This is a genomic window from Paenibacillus sp. J22R232 (assembly GCF_056269165.1).
The window spans coordinates 12685-36649 of sequence record NZ_JBWDNK010000027.1; the positions used below are offsets into that span (position 1 = coordinate 12685).

Here is a 23965-nt window from a genome sequence, read left to right on the forward strand (position 1 = left end):
ATTAAATGCTAACCGGTATCATATACAAACCTGTGCTGTCATCCTGCTTCAAGATCACGTCAACGCCGTACGTGGCTTTGACGATCTCCTCTGTAATCACGCTCTCCGGCTTACCCACTTTGACGATTTCACCGGCCTTCATCACGATAATCGTATCGCTGTAACGGATAGCTTGGTTGATATCATGCAGCACCATGACGATGGTCAGTCCATAGGTTTCATTAAGCGTTCGAACGAGCTGGAGAATCTCGATCTGATAATAAATATCCAGAAACGTGGTTGGCTCATCCAAAAACAATATGTCTGTTTTTTGCGCTAACGCCATTGCAATCCATACGCGCTGCCGCTCTCCGCCCGACAATTGGTCCAGCTTCAGAGAACGTTTCTCCTGCAGGTTGGTACAAGCCAGCGCCCATTCCACTGCCTTCTCGTCCTCTTCTTCCGTCTGTCCGAATAAGCTGCGGTGCGGAAGCCTGCCGAAGCTTGTCAGCTTCTCTACGGTCAAATCGGAAGGAGCCTCGTTCTGCTGATGGACAACTGCCAGCCGCTTTGCCAAATCCTTCGGTTTCGTTAAGCTGAGCGCTTTGCCATCAAGCACAATCTCGCCTGCTTGCGGCTTATAGTTTTGAGACATCACGCCAAGCAGCGTAGACTTTCCGCAGCCGTTCGGACCGATAATGGTCGTAATCTTGCCCGTTGCGATATTGCTGCTTATCCGGTTCAATTGGTCGGTTTTCTTATCATAGGAAAACGTAATCTCTTTAATTTCCATGGATGCGATCACTCTTTCTGAGCATGAATATAAGGAATGGACCGCCGATCACCGTCATAATAATCGAAGCCGGAATTTCCGTGGGAGCCAGCAGCGTTCGCCCTAATGTATCCGCCGTCAAAATGAGCAGCGCTCCTCCGAGCGCCGAAAACGGAATAAGCACCGTATGGTCGGAGCCTACCAATAGGCGAGCGATATGAGGTACGAGCAAGCCGACGAAAGCAATCAATCCGCCTACCGCAGTTGCAACGGAAGCCAGCAGCACCGCGACAATAGATATTAGCAACCGTGCTCTCGTTACGCGCAGGCCGAGATTTTTAGCCGTCTTATCCTGCAGGCTCAGCATGTTGCACCATGAGCTAAGCAGCAAGGAAAGCAGTAAACCGGCTATACCGTATATCGCGATGATGTTTACATCCTGCCACGTCTTCATTGTAAAAATAGACGAGATCGCTTGGTTGACGCTAGTTACCGCATAGCTCCCTCTGTAATTAAACGATTGGCCAAGTCCGGTGAACGTTGCATTGATGGCAATCCCCACTAAAATCAACCTTAACGGGCTTAGCCCTGATTTCCAAGAGAGCGCATATACCAGGTAACAGGCAAACGCTCCCCCGATAAAAGAAAACAATGGCATCCAAAAAAACAATCCCGGAAAAATCGTTACGATCAGCAGCGAAACCAGACCCGCTCCTGAGGAAATGCCGATGACGCCTGCATCCGCAAGCGGATTGCGCATAACGGCCTGCAGCAGCACGCCTGAAACAGCGAGCGCCGCTCCCGTCAACATGGAAACGATAATTCGCGGGAATCTCAAATCTTTGATAACCTCAACCTGCTCGTTCGTGCCCGTTAGCAGCCCTTGGAACAGCTCCAAAGCGCCTACCTTGATGCTGCCTGTCATTGCCGAAATTATGACTGCCGCTGCAAGCAGTACGGCAATTATAATAAAACTTGCGATTTTCCTAATCATAGCCAACTTCCTTCGTCTCTTGATCCTCGCGGTCGCGGAATAGCTGCCTCGCTGCCCCTAGGGATACAGCATTTCCATCAAGGCATCCATTGCATCAACTGCGAACAGGTTGCCTGTCGTTCCGAACAAAGCCTCTTCCAAGTCATAGACACGGTCGTTCTGGACGGCTTTAAAGTGCTTCCAGATATCATTTTTCTGGAACTCTTTGTCGAACATTTTCACTACTTCTTCTGGCATGCCGTGCGCTGCCCGCAAAATAACGTCCGGATTCGATTGATGCAAGTATTCGGTATTTGAAGCCAAATATTCAACATCCTCGCCCTGTGCGATATTGACTCCGCCTGCAAGGCGAACCAGATCGCCGATATATGATTTCTCGGTCGCAACAAGGTAGCTTCCGGGAACGCCTAGCAGAATAAGAACGCTCGGTTTCTCCTTATTTGCGGTCGCCTCGTGAATCTCTGCCACTTTCTCGTCAAATTTAGTTACGATGGCTTTCGCTTGCTCTTGTTTGCCGTAGGTACCGCCTAGCTCCGTCAAAGCTGTATTCATGCTCTCCACGCTCGTTAAGTTCAAGAAACTTGCTTCTACGCCGGCAGCCTCGAAGATAGGCTTGAGGTCATACTCCAGCGTAGTCACCGATAATACCTCCGTAGGCTTCAATGACTTGACAAGCTCCATGTCCGGGCTCATCGGATTTCCTACGCGCGTTGCGTCATCGTAACGGGTAGGCAGCACTTTGGCGCTGGTAGGCACGCCAATGAGATCCACCTCGAGCGCATCCAGCATTTGAGTAATCGCAACTGTCGTAGAGATAACGCGCTGCTCTGCTTTAACGGCAGCCGACGGCTTGGTTTCCGCTGCATTCGTCTCTTGTTCGGTAGCGGCACTGCCCACGTTCGAACAGCCGGCGGCTACGATGACGATTAACAATAGCAGCATTCTGATCCATGCTTTGTTGATCAAGTTTAGACGCTCCTCTCTCTTTCTCTCATGAATAGCATGACGAGGACACCGGTTCTCCGGCATCCTCGTCGCTGTTCTGTGTTGTACGTTTTTTCTTATGATTATTTGTCCGTTAGCAGCTTCATCACAAGAGTCAGCGCCTCGGCACGGGTTGCATTCGCAGCAGGATCGAACTTATTGCCGCCTTTGCCTTGGATAAATCCATGCTCAACGGCTGCTGCGATTTCTTTCTTCGCCCATGCAGGCACTAAATCTCCATCCGCGAAGCTAAGCACGGCTGTTTCATTCGTAGGAAGCTTAGCTGCTCTCACGATAATGACTGCAAGCTCAGAACGGGAAACTTCAGCGCTTCCGCGGAACGATTGATCATCGTAGCCGTTAATCAGTCCTGCTTGAACGGCACGCTCCACATGTGATTTCGCCCATGCAGGTATCGAACCGTTATCTTTGAAACCCGCTTCCGCCGTGTTCTCCCCCAGTTTCAGGGCACGACTGATTAATACTGCGAATTCTGAACGGGTGACAACGCCATTCGGACGGAACTGACCGTCGGCATAGCCTGTTACGATGCCAAGCGACAAGGCTTTGGCAATCGCTTCCTGCGCCCAGTGTCCTTGAATATCTTTGAAATTCGTTAAAGCGGGCCCGGTTCCTTCATCCTCTGGTTTTTCCGGGTCTGGAATGATTTCGATATCGGTTGCAGGCGTAATGCTCGCTTCATTAAATTTGATCTGAATATCGTATTCGTGGTGGTAGCTCATTTCCGGCCAGTCAATCTTCACCCAGCCGCTAAGGGTAGTCGTAAGGTCAGGGACAGGGAAGGACACGATTCTCGTGTTTTTCTCTGTATTTCTGCTTTCGGTGCTTACGTCCGAACCGTTGAATTTCAATCCGGTAATTTCTTTATCCTTTTTGAGCGTCAGGTAGATGCGCTTGCTTCCGCCTGCAACCGACAGCTTGGCGGTAGGAACAATATAATCCTGCATGACAGAATCCTGATCCGTACCGAATTTCATGATTCTTACACTGATGTTGTATTGCCCGTTAGCTAATCCCGTACCCGGTGTTGGGCCTGGGTTTGGCTCTGGATCTTTAGCCAGTTCAATATTCGCGAGCTGCAAGCTGTAGCTAACTTCTACCGTTGTATCGTTGTCCGCAACATCGATTACGACCGAATATGGTGCGCTAAGGTCCGTCACTTCGAACTGTACAGGGGATGGCGCCGCTGCTAACGCGCCTGCCAAAGGCGAAGCAATCGCGAACAAAGCAGTTGTTTTGGCATACGCAAGGGCGAAAGCTTGAGGTGCTGGAGAAGCGCCTGCCGGTAAAATGACTGCTTGCGTTTTTTCGTTAATCAGCTTTTTAACCGCAACGCCGGCTTTTGGCGTAAAGCTTAGCTTATACGTACCGTTTTGGATACTAAGCCCGCCCGACGTTTCCAAATGCTTATCGAAATTCTCATTCGATGACTTCAACTGGACGCCGTAGCTTCCGTTGACGTAATTTTTGGAAGCTTTGAATGCGTCGAGCGCCTGCTCCAATGCCGCGGCTGCCGCATTGACCGCTTGTTGGGAGATAAGCCCGGCTGCCGCATGCTCAGCGGTCTCAATAGCAGCAGAAAACGTCGCTTTCGAACCGGCTTTAAAGCTGCCTGCTTCACTGCCCTCTAACGCATTCGAATAGGCTTCTTGCGCTGTTTTCAGCAATTCCTTCAATGCTGAAGCATCTATTTCTACCAACACCGATGCCTTAAATACTGTTGAAGCAGCTTCAAGCGCGTTTACAGCTCCGTTTATTTGTTCTTGGGTGCTGCTTGTGTTTGTTGCAATGGCGTTTGCAGCTTCGATGGCTGCAGCAAATACGGATTTGGACTCGGCCGAATATTCTCCGGGCAGCGTACCGGCTTTTGCATGTTCGTTCAGCTTCTTAGCATCTGCAACGGCTTGCGTAAGCACCGCGCGGTTTATATTGTTGAAGATCAAACGGATATCATGCGTGCGGTCATAATTTTGCGCAGGCACCACTGTCCGAACCTTCGCTGCAACCGTCTCGTTTAAGCTATCCAGCTTAAACTTCACGACTCTTTGATTAGCGTCTGTATCTGAGCTCAAAATTTCCGAATCCTTAAGCTCCCCGTCCTGCATCACCTTCAATTCAGCAACGGACGAGCTGTCTTTGACCGTAAAAATTGCATAATTCACACCGTTTTCCGTAATAACGGTAGCTGGTTTAATGAAGTAGCTCTCCATTGTGGAGTACGTGCTATTGGTTGCATGCAAAGCCGAGAAATAGACTAGGCGGGATGCCGATGCCTTAAATTCAGCAACCGCAGTCTGCAAAGCAGACGTCGCTTCCTTCAATTCCGTTTTCGTAGCCGCTGCATGAGCGCTTACTGCTTTACCGCTTGCAATCGCTGCGGCAAACGCGGCTTTGGTACTTGCCGAATATTGCCCTGTCAATGAACCTACGACTGCTTGATCATGCATGTCTTGAGCTGCTGTAATCGCGGATTCTAAGACTGATTGCTCTACCGTGTTAAAGTTGATATAGGCAACCACGTCTTCGTCGGAGCCCGCGAACTTATAATGGATTGGAATAATTCCGCTCGTTAAGCCTGTATTGCTTCGGTTTAGAATAAGCTGGCCGACATATTGCCCGCCTGCCTCTCCGCTGTTGCTAACTTCATCAAGCAATAGCTTTACCCCGCTAAACGCTAGCTTTCCGTTAACGTTGGTCGGGTAATAATAAACACTCGTCAAATCGATTCCCGAGCTGTTGGGAATGGTCAGATTCACGTAAAGCTTGTTCCCTGATTTCAAAACAACAGCTTTATTCCCAAAGTAACCGGCTTGATCTTTAGTAAGAACAGCCTCTGGCGCAATAGCATCCAAGACTGTGAATCCGATCTCACCTTGGACAACGATAGCTTCGCTTTTAAAAGCATTCAGTTGGGCTAGCAGCGCATGCCATGCCGCATCCACGTTTGCTTGCGTAGCCAGAACGTTTTCATACACCGTTGTTGCTGGCTTAATCCCTACATCCATCAAATCGTTTTTGACGGATATCGGATATTGGCCAACAGCCCGAACATTACTGCTGGTAATGGAAGGATCAAAAGTATTTGCATGATTGTACAGCTCATTGCTTTGGTTCAGTAAATCTAATAAATTAGCCTTGTCAACCACAATGGGTGTTTCGCCGCCATTTCCATCGCCTGGCGTCACGAATGGCAGGCCTGACGTATCCAATAGCAATTGCGCATTATACCAGTTGTTATATGAAATGGATGGTATGACGATATGCATTAAAATTTCTTGCTTCTCGAACAGATTATCGATCGGAAGCTGTACCGTTCCGGCAGCCCCTTCTTCATTGGTTACGGCCACGTAATCTCGGGGGCTATAGCTATCCGCAGAGTAGTTGACTGTTTCTTCGTAGTCATAAGGGATGCTTTTTGTCTTGCCTTGCTCCAAAGACCCGAAAAATTTGAATAAATCATAATTGTTAAACGTATTTTGAAACCGGATTTTTCCGTCTTTAACGATAAGCTTGCCTGTTCCGGGGACAACATACTCCTGGACCATGGATGGTTTATCGCTATTGTCAGTCAAAAAGGTGAAATTGACGGGATACTCGCCATCTGCAAGCGTAGCCCCCGAAGTCGCTGCCACTGCCCCCACATTCGCAATCGAGAGCAATACCACTACTGCGAGCAACATGGCTACCCATTTTCTAAGCTGCATTTTCAACGCTATGACACTCCTTTGTGTGTTAGGAATTGATAACCATACATTCGAAGTTAATGATTATCATTCTCAATATGCAAGTAAAAAAAATTAACTGCCTGTTAACGTTTCCTCGACGATTTGTATGTACTAGACCAGTTTGGCTTACGCCCTAGTCCATGAAGTCCATGTAAAAGGCCTGATCAACCGCTTCTCTATATTTCCTTATAATCCCGCACCTCTTCCAAAAATGTTCAACGCCGTAAACTCGTTATAGATATTACGTTAACATTTCAGTACTCGTCAACCGTTATTAAATTTTTGAATAGTGCGCCAATCCAAGCTTTAACTATGCTATTCTGAATGGAAAATATAAGCAAATCATGCGACAAAAATCATATTGACAGCGATAGCAACTTTCACTATTGTATAAGTGATATTGATAATCACTATCATTTATTTCCCAGCTTGGAGGTTCACATGAAGAAAGGTTTGCTAATTTGCTGTGCTGCTTTTGTATTATCGCTAACTGCCTGCAGCGCCCGGGCTGGAGTCTCCGAACAGTCTGTCAACCAGCAGCAATCGCTCATTCAAATTAAGGATTTTGCTAATCGCAACATCGCTTTCGATGAGGTGCCTCAACACATCGTAGCGCTGAGCAACGGCGAAACCGATATTATTTATGCGCTTGGCGGAACCCTCGTCGGAAGGCCCACCTCTACGACTCCCCTAGCCGCGAAAGAAGCAGAGGCCGTAGAACAAATCGGCTCCGCGCATGAGGTTGACCTAGAGAAAATTACGCTTCTCCGCGCAGACGTCGTACTCGGCAACAATCCAATGAATACGAAGGACGTTCCGATTCTAGAGGGCGTTGGCTCCAAAGTTATTCTGACCAGCGCGAACTCGATAGACGAGATCAAGAAACAGATTGAGCTGTTCGGGCAGCTTCTCCAAAAGGAGCAGCGGGCAGATGAGCTTATTAAGCAAATAGACGGGAAAATCAAGCAGTACGAAGCCAGCTCAGACAATCCTAAGCCGCGTGCTTTGCTCGTTTATGGAGCGCCAGGAACGTTCATGGCTGCTTTGCCTAATTCATTAAGCGGCAATATATTGGAGCTCGCTGGAGGAACGAATATTGCTTCGGACTATCCCGGCTTGCAAAGCTATCCGCAGTATGCGCAGCTCAATTCAGAGAGAATCGTCGAAGCCAATCCTCAGCTTATTCTCATCATGACCCATGGAGACCCCGAAGAGGTGAAGAAAAGCTTCCTGAAGGAAATGCAGACCAATCCTGCATGGAGCAGCTTAGAGGCCGTCAAGCAAAATAATGTAGAGGTGCTGCCCTCCGATCTGTTCGGCTCAAACCCTGGCACAAGAGTCATCGAGTCGCTCGAACTATTGCATGGGAAACTAGAGGCACTGCAGCAATGAGAGGATCAAGATGAGTAGACAAATCCGCGCGAAAAGAAGAACGATTGCGTTAATTGCAGCCCCTATCCTGCTGCTGTTAAGCGTATTTTACGGCTTATCCTTCGGTTCCGTGTCGATTTCACTCCGAGAAATCTGGATGATCTTCACGACTGATTCGCAATCCGCCCATGACACAATCATTATGAACCTGCGGCTCCCCCGCGTGCTTGTTGGCCTGCTCACGGGCGCTTGCCTTGCCGCAGCCGGAGCCATTCTGCAAGGAGTTATGCGCAATCCGCTTGCCGACCCCGGCATTATCGGCGTTTCGGCGGGAGGCGGCCTTGCTGCCGTCATCACGATGGTTTTACTGCCTCAGTTTAGCTATTTGCTGCCTGCGGCTGCTTTTATCGGTGCTTTTGCCACATCCATCGTTATCTACTTTATTTCTTGGGATAAAGGCACCTCCCCCGTCAAAATCGTGCTCGCGGGCGTTGCCGTCAACGCGCTGCTCGGGGCGGTCATGAACGGCATTATGGTCGTCTACAGCGACCGAATTCAAGCGGTTCTGCCTTGGCTGTCCGGGGGCTTGAACGGCCGAAGCTGGCATCATCTTTCCTTTATGGCGCCTTATGCGCTGGTTGGCCTCGGATTAACCATTGTGGCCATTAAGCCCGCTAACCTGCTGCTGCTAGGAGATGATTCCGCTAAGCTGCTCGGCCAGAAAGTAGAGTTGCAGCGGTTGCTGTTAATCCTGCTTTCCTCTCTGCTTGCAGGTGCCGCAGTCAGCGCTGCAGGCTTAATCGGCTTCGTTGGGCTTGTCGTTCCGCATGCCGTCAGGCTCATCATTGGCGAGGATTACCGCTTCCTGCTCCCCGTTTCCATTCTTGGAGGAGCAGCGCTTGTCGTATTTGCCGATACGATCGCCCGAACCTGGTTTGATCCGATCGAGCTTCCCGTTGGCATTTTGCTTGCCTGTGTCGGCGCACCGTTCTTTCTATATTTATTAAGGAAAAGGAGTAATTGGAGATGACAAACACCCCTTCAGCGATTGATTTGGAAAAAATAGAGCATGAAATGGGCATGTTTCAGCTCTTCGATGTTACAGCCTCCGTTCCCGAAGGTAAAATGACAGCGATAATCGGGCCTAACGGCTCCGGCAAATCGACCCTTCTAAAAATCGTCGCCAAGCTGCTGAAAGCGGACAAAGGCGACGTCAGCGTACAAGGAAAAGCAGCTGGCGTCTATTCCAGGGCAGACTACGCTAGAACCATATCGATGCTTCCCCAAGCGAAAGAAATGCTGCCCGAGCTTACGGTTCGCGAGCTTATCGCATACGGCAGATCCCCTCATAAAGGCATGTTCAAGCAGCGACTGACCGATGAGGATAACAAAATCATTGATTGGGCGATGAAAACGATGAGCATACGGCGGCATGATGACCGAATGTTCCACACGTTGTCGGGAGGCGAGCAGCAAAAAGCACGGATTGCAATGGCGCTTGCCCAGAAAACCAGCATCATTTTACTCGATGAGCCTACGACCTTCCTTGATATTTCGCATCAGCTCGAAGTGATGGGCATGCTGCGCAAAATCAATCAAGAGCAAGGCATCACGATTGTTATGGTTCTGCATGATTTGCAGCAAGCCGCGGCCTTTTGCGATCATCTAATCGCCATGAAGGACGGAGAAATTGTTTCAACCGGCAATCCGCAGTCAGTCATTACGTCCCGCTTTTTGAGGCAAGTATACGAAATCGAGGCAAAAGTTAGCTTTGAGCAAAATTATCCGGTCATTATTCCGATACCTAAAAATTATGAGGAGGATGCAACAATGATTATTGTAACGAACATCTCGCAGATTACGAAAGGAAACGGTGACAAGCTGATCGAGCGGTTTGACCGGATTGGCAAGGTAGAGGGCATGGAGGGCTTCCTAGGTCTTGAAGTTCTGCTCACCCAGAACACGAAGGAGTATGATGAGGTATCGGTCGTTACCCGTTGGAACTCCAAGGATGATTTCCTGGCATGGACGAAAAGCGAGGCATTCCGTGAGTCTCATACGCATCGCAAGACGCCTGACTATATTATTTCCAATAAAATTACTTTCCAAGAAGTAAAGGTCAAGCGCAACCCGCTGCCCCCTGTTCAACAGGAATTGGCCCAGGAAGCATAAATGCTGCCGGAGCAATCCCCACATGACTGAAGGAGCTCTCTCAGCATTCATTTTGGGGATTTGCGGTCCCCATTTTTCATATCCTATAGAATTAAAAGAACCTTGGAACCATTATGGTGGTCCAAAGTTCTTTTTTTGCGTTTTATAACGTCTTATGGCATTTCATGGATTTAAACGGCTTTATACGGCGTTTTATAGTGCCATTTAGGATCTTAAAGCACCTTACGGAGACTAATGGATTGCCGACACTGGTTTATCCATTTCGGATAGCCCCGTTATGCGCTATTTCAATGCCGTGTCTATTGGAAATGCTAGGCCAGACCAAGCCTTCTTTGAGGTCCAAGCCTCCTCTGCTCCGCTCCAGAACGCATGCTCCGGCGGCAATCCCAAAGGCAGAAATACCTCTGCGCACAAATATAGGCTGCCTGTCGAGATATAACGCTCGCCGATATCCCGCTGATGACCGCAGAAGCCGATCGTCAGCCAGCCGTCCGGCGTAAAGTTACCCGGCATCTCGAGCGTGCGCCTGATCGCTGCCGACAAGGCGCTTCTCACCTGCGCTGAGCTGACGCTCCCTGGCAAATCGTCAAGCAGCGCGCTTTGGGCTAAGCTTTGAAATGCTCCGAAGCGGTAAGCGAGCGAGCGCCCAATCGGCGGATAAGCGCCATCCGGCCCGATCAGCCGCTCCAGCACCTCCGCATAACGCCGCGCTCTGTCAGCCACTGCCTCGCGCATCGCTCCCCATTCCTCATGCTGCCCGCCTGCTGCGTCAAGCACGTCGAGCAGCATGGGCTGAATGACAAAGCTATTGTAGTAATCCCAGTGGAAATCAGGTCCATCGCCATATGCGCCGTCACCCAAATACCACTGTTCATGCTGCTTCAGCGCATAATCGATCCGCATCGGGTCCCAGTCGGCCTCACCCAGCTTGAGCAGGGCCGCCTCGGTCGATGCCGCAAAGAGCAGCCAGTTAGAGAAAACCGGCTTCCGTGTTCGCGTTTGCTTAAGCGCAGCTGCGAGATTCGCCTTTACCCGCGGCTCCAGCTTCTCTCCCAGCTCGATTGGCGCGCGCAGAACAGCTTGTGCCAAAAAGGCTGCATCGACGATAGGCTGGTAACCTTCGCTGAAATTCATATAATCCGGCGAATCCTGGTCGGTAGCTGCATCAATGGCCTTGCGCGCAAGCGCGGCATACCGGCTGCGCGCCTCTTCTTCCGCCCCAAGGAGCTTGCCGTTCTCAAGCCACGGAGCTATTCCGGATAGCAGCCTGCCAAGCGCCTCCAAATGCGTATATTTGGCGCGGTCCGCCTTAAGTTCAGCTGCAGCGAGCGTCCGTTCCGCTTCCGTTTCCCCTGAGACGTCTGCGAATTCGATCGGCATCTTCTCTTTTAATCGACGCTCCGCCAGCGCCTCCAGAACCGGATTGCTTATGCGAAGCATCTGCTCCAGCCAATACTGACGGTCAGTAAGTTTGCTATAAACAGGCAAGCCGTTTGTCATATCCATGATGCCTCCTACCAGAATGTTGCCGAGTTTCCTCGTAGTCTCGCTAATCCCTCAACAAAGAAATAGTCGCCATAAATTAGCGGCACATCGATATTTCTCCGCTCGGGATAATGGCTCGTTCCATGCAGAATCAAGCCCTCTTCCGCTTCATTGTCCCATGCCCCGTAATTCTCGTACAGCGACCGCAGGATGCGCTCTCCCGCAGATTGATATAGCCCAGCCTCCTCGCTTGGCACCGCGAGCGCGATTTCGAGCAAGCCGCAAGCCGCGCATGCGCCAGCCGAACTATCCCGGAAGCGCTCGACTCCCGTCGGCAAACGGAAATCCCAATGCGGTACCGCATCCTCCGGCAAATGGGCTAGGAAAAAATGCGCAACCCGCTTCGCGGCCTCCAGATATTTAAGCTCCCCAGTATAGCGATAGCTTAACGCCATTCCGTAGATCGCCCACGCCGCACCGCGCGACCAAGCCGAATTCGGTGCGAAGCCTTGCCCACCGTTCACGCTCTCGAATTCACCCGTCAGCGGATGGAAGACGACGATATGATTGACGGAGCCATCCGTACGAATGAAATGCTCCAGCACCGTATCCGCATGCTCCATCGCCAAATGCTTGAATCGCGGGTCGTTCGTCGTCTCGCTCGCGAAGTAGAGCAGCGGCAAATTCATCATGCAATCAATAATGGCCCAGCCCTCGTTGCGGTCACCCTCGCCCCACGGATTCCATGCGCGAATATAATTTCCTTTTACGTTAAAACGACCGCTAAGCACGCTCGCCGCAAGCAGCGCGCGCTTGCGGGACTGCTCCTCGCCAAGCAGCTTGTAGCGCGCTACGCTCGTTAGCGACCACATGAAGCCGATGTCGTGATCAAGCTTGTCGAATCCAAGCAGCACATCATCGAGCTGCTGCTCGCAAGCCTCCGCGATCTCCCTATAGCGTTCTGCGTTCGAGTCGGAATCGCGGTACAGCAGCCAAAGCAATCCCGGCCAAAATCCGGCTGTCCACCAATGCGGAGCCTCAAGCACGTAAGCTCCCTCTACGCTCGCATGGGGAAACCTCGCTCCAATCCGCGTGCTTGTTCTCGTCACTTTTTCATGTACCTTTCCCCAGGCTTCCGTTGTCCAACAGCTCGTTTCCATATTCGTTCGCACTCCTCGCCTCTTATCGAATGTTATGAGTCAAATTGAAAAGTAAAAGCAGCTATAAAAGGAACCTTAGGCGAAGCGACTGCTTCAAAATCAATCGTATGCCAATGCCGCTCGCTGCCATAGTGATCAATGTCGCTTCTTGCCGTTACGACAGGACTCCAAAGCTGATGATCATAAATCATGCGGAGCCTGCGTTTTCCGATAAATAAAAGCTCGCCAGCATTCGTTAGCTCTGGGGCAAGGTACGAAATAAAACGTTCTGTTATAGGGAAGCTGGGGAGGCCATTGTCTCCCTCAACGGGTAAGAATGAAAAACGGTCGGTAAGCGACAAACAAGGCAGCTCTTCTTTTTGCCAATGGAAACGGCGCCCTAAACGCTCCAACTGCGATAATCCATAAGCTCCGCTAATCTCAAGCTCTAATAGGTCTTCTCCCTCTGCTGAAGCCGCTTCCACAACCTTAGCCTGGAATTGCTGACCAGCCTGTTGATGCGAGCCATTGACAATCGGTACCGAATGTCCTTGAGAGCCATTGCACCAAATGGCATAACGCCCCTTGCCGAAATAGTCTGCCGTGTACTTGCCGCTGCCCAAATCCGCCAAATAAGCTTGTCCGTCCGCATGAAGAAGAAAGTGGCCCACGTCATTATGGTTGTGAGGCTCCGCATTATGGCCTCCCTTAGCGGCGAAGCTGTAGCTCCCTCCATTCGTGCTTACATGCCTGGACAACAACCATGCCACATCGGGCAAATAATACGATTCGGCTGGCCAAAGCGTCTTGCCGCTACTCGATACGAGCCACTCTTCCCTCGCCCAAATCAGGTTGCGGATAGCAGGTGCCCAGCGGCCGCAGTGATCGGAAGAATAGGCTGCCCGCAAGCTCGGGTCCGGCACAATAACCTCAGGATATTCCTTGTGCAAGCTGCAGCTAAGTCCCATAAAAATACCGCTTTCATTAGGCGCATCCGAAAAATTGACGACGGAATTGCCGCTTGTGAAGCTTTTCTGCTGGAAAAGGGCAATCTCCTTCAACTTTCTGGAGTCAAACAAATCAATTCGGCCTTCCGTCGCCTCTTTAAGCAGCTGGGCAAAATATACAAAGTAACCAAACCCGTATTGCCAATAGGAATAACCCTCTGCGCAAGCCCCATCCTCGCCGAAGCCGCTTAAATAGCAGTCGAGCGAGCGAAGCACCCGCTCCAGCAGCTCGGACAACCTGCCCGTATCGCTTATGAGGTGGAGCGCAGCTGCGCCAATAGAGCCGGCACAGACCGCAGACCAATTATGCTCGGCCGTCTCCCACCCATACGGTCCAAGCTCCAAGAATGGGCGAAATAGACGGTTCTCAATCTCCGTCTCCACCCTTTCGCGCAGCAACCGCGGCAATCGTTCGCCAAGCAGAAGCAGCACCTCGCTTAAGGCAAACCCCGTCTCCGCCGCAAACAGATCAATATCCGGCTTTTCCGCCCGTTCATTGAAATGTGCGGGCAAGCACCAGGTGAATTCGTTGCAGATGGACCAGATCGTGTCCAGCGCTGCGGCCTCGTACAGCATATTGCTCGGCTCTTGCAGCGCCATAATAACAAATGCATTCAATCGCTTGCGCCTGTCGAAATATACGTTCTCGTAGGCTAGTCTTTCACCTGTATCGGCAAAGACACGAAATAGAGCGAACGTCAACTCAGGATCGGGCGCCAGCAAGCGTTTGTCGGCATCCACCCGAATCTCTTCAATCAGCCCACCTTGAGCTTCTGCTTCCCACGGCCAATGTGAATCATTGTCCCCTAGAAGCAGGACGGTTCCCCGCTTCCTGCCTTGCTCCAGTATCTTGGCAATTCGATCGCGTTTCATCCGTACGTTCTCACTCCTGACTATTTACCTTGATGGCTGACATCCGTATTCTTTGTTCCGATTAACCAGCCGCTATTTCTAAATCTGCTTATCCTGAAGCCTGTTGTTCCTGCGAGCATGGTTCGTAAACCTAGATTCATTCTTTATATGTACCTCATTAATTTTAACCCGTCCATGCGCGACATGCCAATATCAGCAAAGAAAAATTAGCCATATTACCTTAATCGCTTACTGTAAATTCACTTATTCATTTCCGACCTCGTCGTTTCTTTTATTGGTAAGAACAAGGTGAAACGGTTATCGCCGTCCTTTGGCGGCGCAGCGCGTTTCATTCCTAGAAATATAAAGAATGTATAGGCTAAAGATACGCACTCCTTTACTTGCAAAAATACCGCACCGCGTTTGCTCGCGGTACGGTATTCGTTATGCTCTTCTATTCTTCTTTATAATGGATGCCGCCGAGAATAAAGGCCGTCAAATCCTCGATAACCTCAGCCATAGGCGGATTCTTCTCATCAACGAGAAAAGACCAGTATTCCGTATGGCGATGAAAAAGAAGCGTTCCGACTACGGACAGCAAGGTCGTGTCCAAGGAGCGGAATCGGAACAATTGCTGCTCCTCGCCCTCCTTGAGCCATTTACGGAGCAACTGCCACATCGGCATGACATGCTTGCGGATTTTTTGGATGCGATCCGTATTCATTATGATTTCCTGTTGAATAATATTGATAAGCTGACGATCGCTGTAGCGAAATTTTGTTACCTCGGCGATTAGAAGTTTTATCCCTTCAACGGGGCTTAAAGTAGGATCAATCCCCGCAATATCGTCATTCGGGAAAAAATACTCGAATAATGCGCCAAACATGTTTTCTTTCCCGCCGAAATGATACGAGACAAGCGCGACGTTAGCACCCGCCTCTTCGCATATTTGCCGAACGGTCGTTTTTTCGAAGCCTTGCTCTGCAAACAGCTTTTTGGATGCTAACAAAATTCTGATCTTGATATCCGCGTCTCCTGTAGTCATAACGGTCCTCCATAAAACCAATATCTTTTATTGTGAACGAATCTTTAACGTTCTGCAACAGCGAGCTCTTAAGATTGTTTGTGACTCGCGATTGCTGCCTTTGGCTGATGCTGGAGAACAGCTTTACGTTTAACGGCGACAGCAAGCGTACTGATTGCGATGGCTGCAACTGCAACCATGCTTAGCGCAAGGGCGTCACCCGTAGCCGCAGGTCCTCCGAACAAAATGTTCATGGTACCTTCTACAGCATAGGTGGCTGGCAGAATGTCGCCTAGCTTGATGTAAAAGTCCGATAACAATTCACGCGGAACGATTGCTCCCGAAGTAACGAGCTGCGCCGACAATAAGATGATATTGAAGAGCATTCCGCTTAAGCCAAACAAGTAAATAAACATTTGCGAAACGAATATAAAGGTTAGCACGAACAGAAGCTGGAACATCCAAATATGCAGGAAGCCTTGGTCCATTTGGGCACCGAATGCTGCGAGCAATGAAGAGCCTACGAGTGAAATAATAACGGCTGCGCCAACATTTATAATGCTTCTCGCAGCGTAACGGTTCCACTTGCTTACGCTTCCCCCTAATGCCATTGCAGACTGCTCGAAATTCATGCCCATAATCATCGCTCCGACATAAGAAGCGAGCACCAGCATCATCGGAACCATCTGGTTGTTCATTCCTTTAATCACGTTCGTTGATTGAATATCCGAAGTTACGCGCTCTGACAGCCCTTGAGCCGCTGCGCCTGCCTGTTCGGCAGGAAGCTGCATATTGCCAAGCACCGTCTGGATGCCGCCGGCTATCGCCTGCTTGTTGACTTCCGTTGTAATTTGCGCGGCTGCGCCGCTCATAATGCTTTTGATAAGAGCCGGATTAGACTCATTGATGATGTATTGAATCGAGGCCGTACCATCTGCCGCGGTCGCTTTCTGTGAGAAATCGGCTGGGATCCATACGACCATTTGAAGCTCACGCTCATCGAGCATTTGCTTTGCTTCGTCTATGCTCGCAATTTCATTCATGTTGAAAGGTAATCGTTGTACAAGGTTGCTTGCCACCTGCGTACCCATTTGTTGGTCCTCGTTCACGATCGCAATATGAAGCTGGTCAATGCGGTCTGTAACCCCATTATAACCTGTCATCCAAATGACGGAAAAAATAACCTGAAACATAATGGCTGTAATCATACCCACCCATGTGGTTGGGCGCTTCATAAAAGCTTGTAACGCGTTTTTCATCCTGATCCACTCCTGTTTTCTCTATTTAAACAATCGTTTTAAACACTTGTTTTAAACAACTGTTTAAATCATAACGGCTACTCGAGTTTTTGTCAACAAGCGTAAACGGCTCTCGCCGTCCTCTATGGCAAAAGCAGTCGTTTCGCGGAGATAGATAAGCACATTTATATGTGAAAACATTAATTTCTTATATAATAAAAAAGGAGAAGAGGAATTTCCCCTTCTCCCGCTTACGCATTATTCAACGATTCGCCGTACTCCGCTTCCCACTTCGCGTCTCTGGCCAATTGCTTTTTGTGTACCGTACCTGACAAAAACACGCTGACTTCATACAAAATGATTAACGGAATCGCGACTAAAATATCCGATATGAAATCCGGCGGCGTAATCATGACGCCAATTAACACCATCACGAAATAGGCGAGTCGTCTCATTTTACGAAGCCGCTTCGGGTTTACGAGCCGAATGGCGGTTAAAAACATAATGACGAGCGGAAGCTCGAATAAAAGCGATATCGGTATAAGCAAGTTAAACATGAACGTGAAATATTGCGCGATGCCATAGGTTTCTTCCAGATTGAGATGCTGCGAGACCGTCCTCGTGAAATTAAAGGCGAGCGGAAACACGACATAATAGGAAAACGCCAATCCAATGAGAAACATCACCAGTGCAAAGGGAACGTATTTCAGCGTAGACCGCTGCTCATGCTTGCGCAGGGCTGGCTTTACGAATGCCCAGAGCTGAAAGGCAATCATAGGCAGCGCAATGATCAGCGCAATGACGAAAGCAAACTTCATATACATGCCAATTCCGTCCCACAGCGAAAACGTATGTAAAGAAATCGTATTGGCCGGCTTCTGGCTCATAAGAAAGTTGTAGGCTGGCTGTGCGAGAACGAGCCCGACAACCAAACCAATCGTTAGGATGATAAGCACATAAACGATGCGTTTGCGGAGCTCCCCAAGATGCTCGAGCAGCGGCATCAGCCCTTCCTCTCGAATGAGTGCTTTACGAGAAACAGGCTCCGATTTGTTTTTTTCTTCCGACCCCACCTTGCATTTCCCTCCTTTGCCTAAGCTTTGGGCGCCCTTTATTCAATAAAAAAGCGGGCCCGATTAATCCGGCAGCCGCTTATTGTCTTTCTCACTATTGTCCGAGCGACTCACATCGACACGGCTCGCTTCCTTGTCCTTGCGGTCATCGTCATCCATCATTTCTCTTGCACCGGATTTGAATTCGCGCAGCGTACGTCCGAAAGCGCGTCCAAGCTCAGGCAGCTTGTTCGGTCCAAACAGAAGCAAAGCAACCAGCACGAGCAGTATAATACCCGTAGCACCTATTCCTGACATCTTGTTAACCTCCTTGAAGCTTTACGAACGAAACATGCTTCGTAAGCCTAAACTAACAGTTGTTCAAACCGCCGTAACCCATACTTACTATATCTTCTCGTACAATAACATCGCCTGCAAGAATGCGCGGCAGGAGCACGTCAAAGGACGTATATGGATCATGCATTACACAGCCTGGCAATCCTAATATCGGTACGCTGTTTATGTATCCCATAAGCAGCATGGAGCCTGGAAGCATTGGCGTTCCGTAGCTTACGATATGTGCGCCTGCGGCTTTAATCGCGCCAGGCGTTCGATCATCGGGATCGACCGACATTCCGCCCGTCACTAGTATCATATCATACCCTTGCTCGAGCAAATAGTGTATTTCCTTGACAATTGTTTGTCGATCATCAGGAGAAAACCTTTGCTCCGCTACCTCTGATCCCAGCTCTTCAAGCTTGTTCTTGACCGCTGGCCCGAACTTATCGGTAATTCTGCCATTAAATACTTCCCCGCCGGTTGTCAGCAAACCGACACGGAACTTCCGGAAGGGTCGTACCCGAAGCGGGGCCGCACCGCCATTGGCTTGACGGTATTCGGCAGCGAGCCTCTCCACGGTCTCGACTTTCGTCTTGGGTACGACGAGAGGTATAGCCCTCGTAGCAGCAAGCGGCTTTCCGGGCTTGACTACGGTTTTGGACTTGATCGTAGCCAGCGCAATTTCACCCAAATCATTGATTAGGTCAACAAGCTCCTTATCAATCTCAGCTAGGCCCAGCAGCTCTGATTTGATGCTTACTTTGCCCTCGTGAGGCTCGGATAATAATAGATGGTCTCCGTACAACGCCTCGGCCATCCGTATGGCGGCGTCATCCTCATGCAGCTCTCCTGCCCCAAGCTCCATAATGTAAATATGCTCTTTCCCGATATCGAGCAGCTTAGGTATATCAGCTTCGGTTACGACATGTCCTCTTTTGAACAAGCGTCCTTTGAACTCGCCGGGTATAATCCGCGTTAAATCATGAGCCAAGCGCAAGCCGATTGCATCATAAACCGACACCTCTTTTAGAAGAGTCGAACCATGCTGCTCGATCTCGCCCTCTGCCTTCGCATGTTCCCGGCTCATACGCTATGCTCCCCTATTTGGCCCGATAAAATATTGAGTGCATGCGGCAATTGATCCATTATCGCCATCAAGCTCTCGTGCACGCCCTTCGGGCTTCCCGGCAAGTTAATGATAAGCGAACTGCCCCTGATTCCGCATACGCCACGGGAGAGCATCGCCCTTCTCGTTTTCTGAAGAGCTCCCATCCTCATCGCCTCGGCTAGTCCGGGAACGGCACGATCGATCACCTTCAGCGTTGCTTCCGGCGTTACGTCACGCATGGCAAGGCCTGTCCCGCCTGTCGTCAATACGAGATCCGCATGGAAATATTCCGTCATTTCAATAATGGCCGCCATAATCTCATCCTGCTCATCCGGAACGATCCGATAGTCGATAATCTCTCCGCCAAGCTCCTCCTCGACTAATTCGCGGATAACCTGCGCGCTCGTATCCTCGCGTTCCCCCCGTGAGCCCTTATCGCTTGCCGTTAATATTGCTACTTTCCACCGCATTTACATTCCTCCCATTCCTTATTTGCTCATGGGTTTTACGAGATTTGATAATCCCCGCTTTTTCCGCCCGTTTTTGAAACGAGCTGTGTGGGACCGATTACCATATCCTTTTGGAGCGCCTTGCACATGTCGTATACGGTCAACGCTGCGGCTGATACGGCTGTCAGAGCTTCCATTTCAACGCCTGTTTTTCCGGTCGTCTTCACTGTACCTTCTATATAAAGCTCGTCCGTTCCGTTATCGCTGAATACCACATTGATGCCTGTGAGCGGAAGAGGATGACACATCGGAATCCAATCGGATGTTTTTTTTGCCGCCATGACCGCAGCTACCTGCGCAACTGCCAGTACATCGCCTTTTCCGATTTTGCCAGCCTTGATTTGCGCTAACGTTTCCGGATTCATCGTTACCTTCGTTTGAGCAACTGCCGTACGTGAAGTGACTTCCTTATCCGTGATGTCTACCATCCGTGCGCGACCCTGCTCGTTAAAATGTGTTAGACCCACTTTAGTTGCTCCTTCTAGCGTCAACGAAAGATATGCTTCCTACTAAGCAATTACCTTCGATATCGTCGCTTTTCTTTATTTGATTAAAGCATATAAACGCTCTGCTCCGTTATAATGCCATTCATTCTCAAATCATGCGGCTCGAGCGGTACTTCGTCTGTTAGCTGCTCCTCAAACGCCATGCCTAGCCAAAGCGTTTCCACATGCTCCTGCCTGGCGCTTCGGATTGCTTCAGCGAATCGATCATAATAGCCTCCGCCATACCCAAGCCGTCCGCCATGCCGGTCGAACGCTAATCCGGGCACGAATACAATTTCCGGCATTGCAACCTGGACCTTTGCTGCTTTATGAGGGTCAGGCTCCATGATCCCGTATGCTCCAGCCTTCAGTTCATCTCTGCTGCGCAATTCGTACAAGGTCATCGAACGATCCGAGGCTTCGCATTTGGGTGCGATGACAGCTCGTCCCGTTCGCCAGCCCCACTCCATCAGTGCAGAAAGATCAAGCTCGCTTCGAAAAGCAACATAAATCATAAACGCAGCAGCACCCCTGCTTTCAACCAGCTCCTGCGCATTCGCGCAAGCAGCTTCCGACCACAGGTTCCTTTGCTCCGAAGATAAGCCGTTTCGTTTAAACGTCATTTGATTCCGCATATATGCCTTATTTCCCGGCAGATTTGTTTCGCTCAAAACACTCACCTATTCTAGTTCCCAGCTTTTTCTTTCATTAAAGTTAGTTTACCACTGTTATGCAACTTTCGCCAATGCCAGAGCTCGTTTATGGTACACTATGGAGTAGTAAAAGCATTCGTTCTTTACAATTTTTTGTTGGAGGTTTCAAAATGCTGCTGCAGGTTTCCAATATCACAAAAAGCTACGGCGTGAATGTCGTATTATCCAATATTTCGATGCAGGTACAAGAGCGGGAACGCATTGGACTCGTAGGCGTCAATGGCGCTGGGAAATCAACTTTGCTAAAAATCATTGCAGGTGAAATGTCTGCTGATTCAGGAGCCGTTCACAAAGCGAAAGAAACCAAAATCGGTTATTTGGCCCAAAACAGCGGCTTACAATCCAATCGTACCATTGAAGCCGAGATGCGGGCCGTATTTTCCCATTTGCTTGAGGCCGAGCAGGAACTGCGCGAGCTTGAAATCAAAATTGCAGATCCTGCGCTCCATGAGGATGAGAAGCGTTATGCCAGCACGCTTGACCGATATGCCAAACGCTCGGATGAGTTCCGCGAACAAGGCGGCTTCGAAATCAATACGCGTATAAACAGCGTCCTGCACGGAATGGGGTTCGGAAGCTTTCCGGCAGATACACTCATTTCGACGCTTAGCGGCGGGCAAAAGACAAGGCTCGCCCTTGCGCGAATTTTGCTGCAAGCACCGGATTTGCTCATGCTTGACGAGCCTACCAACTATCTCGACATTGAGACATTAACCTGGCTAGAGTCTTATTTGCGCGGTTATCCGGGCGCTATTCTTGTCGTATCCCATGACCGTTATTTTCTTGATGCGCTCGCTCAAACGATTATCGAAATCGAGCGTCATATTTCGAAGCGCTATACAGGCAATTACAGTCGGTATATGGAGCTTAAGGCTGCCGAATATGAAATCAACATGCGGCAATTCGAGAAGCAGCAGGACGAAATCTCCCGCATGGAGCAATTCGTTCAACGCAACATCGTTCGAGCTTCGACAACAAAGCGCGCGCAAAGCAGACGCAAGGCGCTCGATAAAATGGACCGTTTGGACAAGCCGCAGGGCGATTTGAAGAAAGCGCATTTCATGTTCGAGATTGAACGACCTACCGGGAAAGACGTACTCGGAGTAAACGATGTTTCCGTCACATTCCCCGAGAAAGAAACGCCTATCTTTCGAAATGTGTCCTTCCAGCTTACCAGAGGCGAAACGGTGGCCCTAATCGGCCCTAACGGTATCGGCAAATCGACGCTGCTAAAGGTCATTGTCGGACAAAATGCGCCAACGACAGGCACCGTGAAGTTTGGTACGCATGTGAAGGTTGGTTATTATGACCAAGAGCAGACTAGATTGAATGGGCGCAACACCGTTCTCGAAGAGGTTTGGGGCGAGTATTCCCATATGGAAGAAGCTCGTATTCGCACGGTACTCGGCAACTTTCTGTTCAGTGGCGAAGATGTCCTGAAACGCGTCTCCTCGCTCAGCGGCGGAGAAAAAGCACGTGTTTCTTTGGCGAAGCTGATGCTGGCCCAGGCAAATCTGTTAATTCTCGATGAGCCAACGAACCATTTGGATCTTTTTAGCAAAGAGGTGCTTGAGGCTGCTTTGCTGGATTATGAAGGCACGCTGCTGTTCATATCGCATGACCGCTACTTCCTTAACAAAATGGCGGAACGCATTGTCGAACTTAAACCGTCAGGAACCGATCATTTCCTAGGAAATTATGACGAAATGATAGAGAAAAAAATTGAAATCGAGGAAGCGCGGCTTGAAGCTTTGTCAAAACAGGCTGCAGGCTCGAAATCTGCCCCTGTATCCGACAATGTCCCAGCTAACTCGTATGAAGCTGACAAACAAGCAAAACGGGAAGAAAGGTCAAGGCAGCGCAAGCTTGAGCAATTAGAGCAGGATATTGCTGCTTTAGAGCAGCAAATTACTGAATTGGAAGAGCAGCTCGCCGATCCTTCTATTTTTAATGATTATGTACGCATACAGGAGATCCAAGCCGTTATCGAAGCTCGAAAATCCGCATTAGCTGCTGCATACGAAGATTGGGAACAGTATATGTAAACCCCATTCAGATGCCAAGGCCGACATACAGCGATGGTACTCATCTCGAATGAAGCTCTACCTATAAGAGTGCTAGATGGGGTCATTGCTTCCGTCCATCCGAGGCTGTCATTCATGATGTTCTCCCTTGCATGGCGGTATGTTCTCTCTGGTCCAAAACATAGCTCTATTCATTCATGGCGCCGAATGCAAAGTCGTTTTACGCCAGTTCGACAATGCTAACTGGCTTAGCCAAGAGGCTCATTCGACATCCGATGAAGCTGAGCGGAGCGCCTCCGTTTGGACTAGCTGAAGCGTGGGGGGGCTAAACCGCTTCCCCTGACATATGACGCTACCGGAGAAAACCACGGAATTCTTGCCGTTTTAATGTCCCAGCTTACTGGAGCTTCGATCTTATGCCACTGGATATGAACGAATGGATCGTTGGCTTATCCGCTCCACGCACTCATTCCAATTCATATGGCCAATGCGGCGATTTTCATTGGGCTGTTTCACTTACCATTTATACCGAAAATTTGATCTCAAATCGTCTGGATATTTACATGCGTTGCTTACCCCAAAAAATTCACAGCGTTAATGATTGATTTTGCCAAACGAACGAACGCCCAACATGAAAACGGCGGATTAGGGTAAATACCACTAATCCGCCGTTTATTATTAACCGGTTTAATACTTAGCTTGCTAAAACGCCAACGACTCCAAACTAATACTGTTCTAAGCTAATAAGTCCCAGCCGCTGTGCTTCCTTAATCGCCTCGGAACGTGAGCGTACGTTAAGCTTGTCAAAAATACGCGACAGCTGATACTCTACATTCCGCTGGCTAACATGAAGCATGGCAGCCAGCTCCTTGTTGCTTATTCCCGTAGCTACCTCATGCAGAATCGTTTGTTCTTTCTCATTGATCGATACATCCTCTATCGTTACTTCCGTGCGTCCAATCGTCACCTCAT

The 23965-nt window shown here is 49.6% G+C and carries 20 protein-coding genes; 4 read left to right on the plus strand and 16 right to left on the minus strand.

Translation table 11 applies throughout. From position 1 onward, the window contains the following. Window position 1 precedes the first annotated feature (1 nt). The 4 genes from AC0YN3_RS32225 to AC0YN3_RS32240 form a co-directional block, all read right to left on the minus strand. Complete coding sequence (locus AC0YN3_RS32225) at window positions 2-772, minus strand: ABC transporter ATP-binding protein (RefSeq protein ID WP_475778916.1); 771 nt, start codon at window positions 770-772, stop codon at window positions 2-4. Next, a complete protein-coding gene (locus AC0YN3_RS32230) occupies window positions 762-1745 on the minus strand; it encodes a FecCD family ABC transporter permease (protein ID WP_475778917.1) in 984 nt (327 codons plus the stop codon). Before AC0YN3_RS32230 ends, AC0YN3_RS32225 begins: the two co-directional genes overlap by 11 nt. A 57-nt stretch (window positions 1746-1802) precedes the next feature. Further along, window positions 1803-2687, minus strand: coding sequence for a heme ABC transporter substrate-binding protein IsdE (isdE, locus tag AC0YN3_RS32235; RefSeq protein ID WP_475778933.1), 885 nt, complete (start codon window positions 2685-2687; stop codon window positions 1803-1805). A 125-nt stretch (window positions 2688-2812) separates the two neighbouring features. After that, window positions 2813-6454 (minus strand): NEAT domain-containing protein, encoded by a 3642-nt coding sequence (locus AC0YN3_RS32240; protein WP_475778934.1) that lies wholly within the window; start codon window positions 6452-6454, stop codon window positions 2813-2815. 462 nt (window positions 6455-6916) lie between these two features. Between AC0YN3_RS32240 and AC0YN3_RS32245 the strand changes: the two genes are divergently transcribed. Genes AC0YN3_RS32245 through isdG form a run of 3 tightly spaced genes read left to right on the plus strand, consistent with a single transcriptional unit; the run spans window position 6917 to window position 10018 of the window. Further along, window positions 6917-7867, plus strand: coding sequence for an ABC transporter substrate-binding protein (locus tag AC0YN3_RS32245; RefSeq protein WP_475778918.1), 951 nt, complete (start codon window positions 6917-6919; stop codon window positions 7865-7867). A 10-nt stretch (window positions 7868-7877) separates the two neighbouring features. Beyond that, on the plus strand, window positions 7878-8876 hold the full coding sequence (locus AC0YN3_RS32250) for a FecCD family ABC transporter permease (protein ID WP_475778919.1): 999 nt from the start codon (window positions 7878-7880) through the stop codon (window positions 8874-8876). Continuing rightward, entirely contained in the window at window positions 8873-10018 is a 1146-nt protein-coding gene (gene isdG / locus AC0YN3_RS32255; protein WP_475778920.1) for a heme oxygenase, read from the plus strand. Before AC0YN3_RS32250 ends, isdG begins: the two co-directional genes overlap by 4 nt. 282 nt (window positions 10019-10300) lie before the next feature. Here the strand turns inward: isdG and AC0YN3_RS32260 are convergent, their stop codons facing one another. The 11 genes from AC0YN3_RS32260 to AC0YN3_RS32310 all read right to left on the minus strand — a co-directional run bounded on the left by AC0YN3_RS32260 (window position 10301) and on the right by AC0YN3_RS32310 (window position 20927). Continuing rightward, window positions 10301-11524, minus strand: coding sequence for a DUF2264 domain-containing protein (locus tag AC0YN3_RS32260; RefSeq protein ID WP_475778921.1), 1224 nt, complete (start codon window positions 11522-11524; stop codon window positions 10301-10303). An 8-nt stretch (window positions 11525-11532) separates the two neighbouring features. Further along, entirely contained in the window at window positions 11533-12663 is a 1131-nt protein-coding gene (locus tag AC0YN3_RS32265; RefSeq protein ID WP_475778922.1) for a glycoside hydrolase family 88 protein, read from the minus strand. Window positions 12664-12695: 32 nt separating this feature from the next. Further along, window positions 12696-14522 carry a heparinase II/III family protein gene (locus AC0YN3_RS32270; RefSeq protein WP_475778923.1) on the minus strand — a complete coding sequence of 609 codons (1827 nt, stop codon included), beginning with the start codon at window positions 14520-14522 and terminating at the stop codon, window positions 12696-12698. Between the two features lie 433 nt (window positions 14523-14955). Then, the gene (locus AC0YN3_RS32275; protein WP_475778924.1) at window positions 14956-15546 is read right to left on the minus strand and encodes a TetR/AcrR family transcriptional regulator; all 591 of its coding nucleotides are present in this window, start codon (window positions 15544-15546) and stop codon (window positions 14956-14958) included. A 68-nt stretch (window positions 15547-15614) separates the two neighbouring features. Next, complete coding sequence (locus tag AC0YN3_RS32280; RefSeq protein ID WP_475778925.1) at window positions 15615-16784, minus strand: YhgE/Pip domain-containing protein; 1170 nt, start codon at window positions 16782-16784, stop codon at window positions 15615-15617. Window positions 16785-17014: 230 nt separating this feature from the next. After that, window positions 17015-17767 carry a twin-arginine translocase subunit TatC gene (gene tatC, locus AC0YN3_RS32285; RefSeq protein WP_475778935.1) on the minus strand — a complete coding sequence of 251 codons (753 nt, stop codon included), beginning with the start codon at window positions 17765-17767 and terminating at the stop codon, window positions 17015-17017. 132 nt (window positions 17768-17899) lie between these two features. Next, complete coding sequence (gene tatA / locus AC0YN3_RS32290) at window positions 17900-18133, minus strand: twin-arginine translocase TatA/TatE family subunit (RefSeq protein WP_475778926.1); 234 nt, start codon at window positions 18131-18133, stop codon at window positions 17900-17902. A 52-nt stretch (window positions 18134-18185) separates the two neighbouring features. Then, on the minus strand, window positions 18186-19241 hold the full coding sequence (locus AC0YN3_RS32295; RefSeq protein WP_475778927.1) for a molybdopterin-binding protein: 1056 nt from the start codon (window positions 19239-19241) through the stop codon (window positions 18186-18188). Further along, a complete protein-coding gene (locus tag AC0YN3_RS32300) occupies window positions 19238-19732 on the minus strand; it encodes a MogA/MoaB family molybdenum cofactor biosynthesis protein (RefSeq protein WP_183562377.1) in 495 nt (164 codons plus the stop codon). Before AC0YN3_RS32300 ends, AC0YN3_RS32295 begins: the two co-directional genes overlap by 4 nt. A 35-nt stretch (window positions 19733-19767) precedes the next feature. Beyond that, the gene (gene moaC / locus AC0YN3_RS32305) at window positions 19768-20238 is read right to left on the minus strand and encodes a cyclic pyranopterin monophosphate synthase MoaC (RefSeq protein WP_475778928.1); all 471 of its coding nucleotides are present in this window, start codon (window positions 20236-20238) and stop codon (window positions 19768-19770) included. An 83-nt stretch (window positions 20239-20321) separates the two neighbouring features. Next, window positions 20322-20927: a 5-formyltetrahydrofolate cyclo-ligase gene (locus AC0YN3_RS32310; protein WP_475778929.1), complete on the minus strand. Its 606-nt coding sequence runs from the start codon at window positions 20925-20927 to the stop codon at window positions 20322-20324. Between the two features lie 152 nt (window positions 20928-21079). Here AC0YN3_RS32310 and AC0YN3_RS32315 point away from each other — a divergent pair, with 152 nt between their 5' ends. Further along, window positions 21080-23014, plus strand: a complete 1935-nt coding sequence (locus AC0YN3_RS32315) for an ABC-F family ATP-binding cassette domain-containing protein (protein ID WP_475778930.1) — start codon at window positions 21080-21082, stop codon at window positions 23012-23014. Between the two features lie 703 nt (window positions 23015-23717). Here AC0YN3_RS32315 and AC0YN3_RS32320 read toward each other — a convergent pair. Continuing rightward, window positions 23718-23965, minus strand: a 248-nt coding sequence (locus AC0YN3_RS32320) for a response regulator transcription factor (protein ID WP_475778931.1), incomplete at its 5' end; no start/stop codon positions are given.

What these genes read in the sequence shown, in the direction of transcription:
- AC0YN3_RS32315 (WP_475778930.1), top strand. Translation starts at nt 21,080, where the DNA reads ATGCTGCTGCAGGTTTCCAATATCACAAAAAGCTACGGCGTGAATGTC.
- tatA (WP_475778926.1), bottom strand. Translation starts at nt 18,133, where the DNA reads ATGTCAGGAATAGGTGCTACGGGTATTATACTGCTCGTGCTGGTTGCT.
- AC0YN3_RS32240 (WP_475778934.1), bottom strand. Translation starts at nt 6,454, where the DNA reads ATGCAGCTTAGAAAATGGGTAGCCATGTTGCTCGCAGTAGTGGTATTG.
- AC0YN3_RS32295 (WP_475778927.1), bottom strand. Translation starts at nt 19,241, where the DNA reads ATGAGCCGGGAACATGCGAAGGCAGAGGGCGAGATCGAGCAGCATGGT.
- isdG (WP_475778920.1), top strand. Translation starts at nt 8,873, where the DNA reads ATGACAAACACCCCTTCAGCGATTGATTTGGAAAAAATAGAGCATGAA.
- AC0YN3_RS32300 (WP_183562377.1), bottom strand. Translation starts at nt 19,732, where the DNA reads ATGCGGTGGAAAGTAGCAATATTAACGGCAAGCGATAAGGGCTCACGG.
- AC0YN3_RS32260 (WP_475778921.1), bottom strand. Translation starts at nt 11,524, where the DNA reads ATGGATATGACAAACGGCTTGCCTGTTTATAGCAAACTTACTGACCGT.
- AC0YN3_RS32230 (WP_475778917.1), bottom strand. Translation starts at nt 1,745, where the DNA reads ATGATTAGGAAAATCGCAAGTTTTATTATAATTGCCGTACTGCTTGCA.
- AC0YN3_RS32270 (WP_475778923.1), bottom strand. Translation starts at nt 14,522, where the DNA reads ATGAAACGCGATCGAATTGCCAAGATACTGGAGCAAGGCAGGAAGCGG.
- tatC (WP_475778935.1), bottom strand. Translation starts at nt 17,767, where the DNA reads ATGCCGCTGCTCGAGCATCTTGGGGAGCTCCGCAAACGCATCGTTTAT.
- AC0YN3_RS32245 (WP_475778918.1), top strand. Translation starts at nt 6,917, where the DNA reads ATGAAGAAAGGTTTGCTAATTTGCTGTGCTGCTTTTGTATTATCGCTA.
- isdE (WP_475778933.1), bottom strand. Translation starts at nt 2,687, where the DNA reads ATGCTGCTATTGTTAATCGTCATCGTAGCCGCCGGCTGTTCGAACGTG.
- AC0YN3_RS32275 (WP_475778924.1), bottom strand. Translation starts at nt 15,546, where the DNA reads ATGACTACAGGAGACGCGGATATCAAGATCAGAATTTTGTTAGCATCC.
- AC0YN3_RS32265 (WP_475778922.1), bottom strand. Translation starts at nt 12,663, where the DNA reads ATGGAAACGAGCTGTTGGACAACGGAAGCCTGGGGAAAGGTACATGAA.
- AC0YN3_RS32225 (WP_475778916.1), bottom strand. Translation starts at nt 772, where the DNA reads ATGGAAATTAAAGAGATTACGTTTTCCTATGATAAGAAAACCGACCAA.
- AC0YN3_RS32250 (WP_475778919.1), top strand. Translation starts at nt 7,878, where the DNA reads ATGAGTAGACAAATCCGCGCGAAAAGAAGAACGATTGCGTTAATTGCA.
- AC0YN3_RS32280 (WP_475778925.1), bottom strand. Translation starts at nt 16,784, where the DNA reads ATGAAAAACGCGTTACAAGCTTTTATGAAGCGCCCAACCACATGGGTG.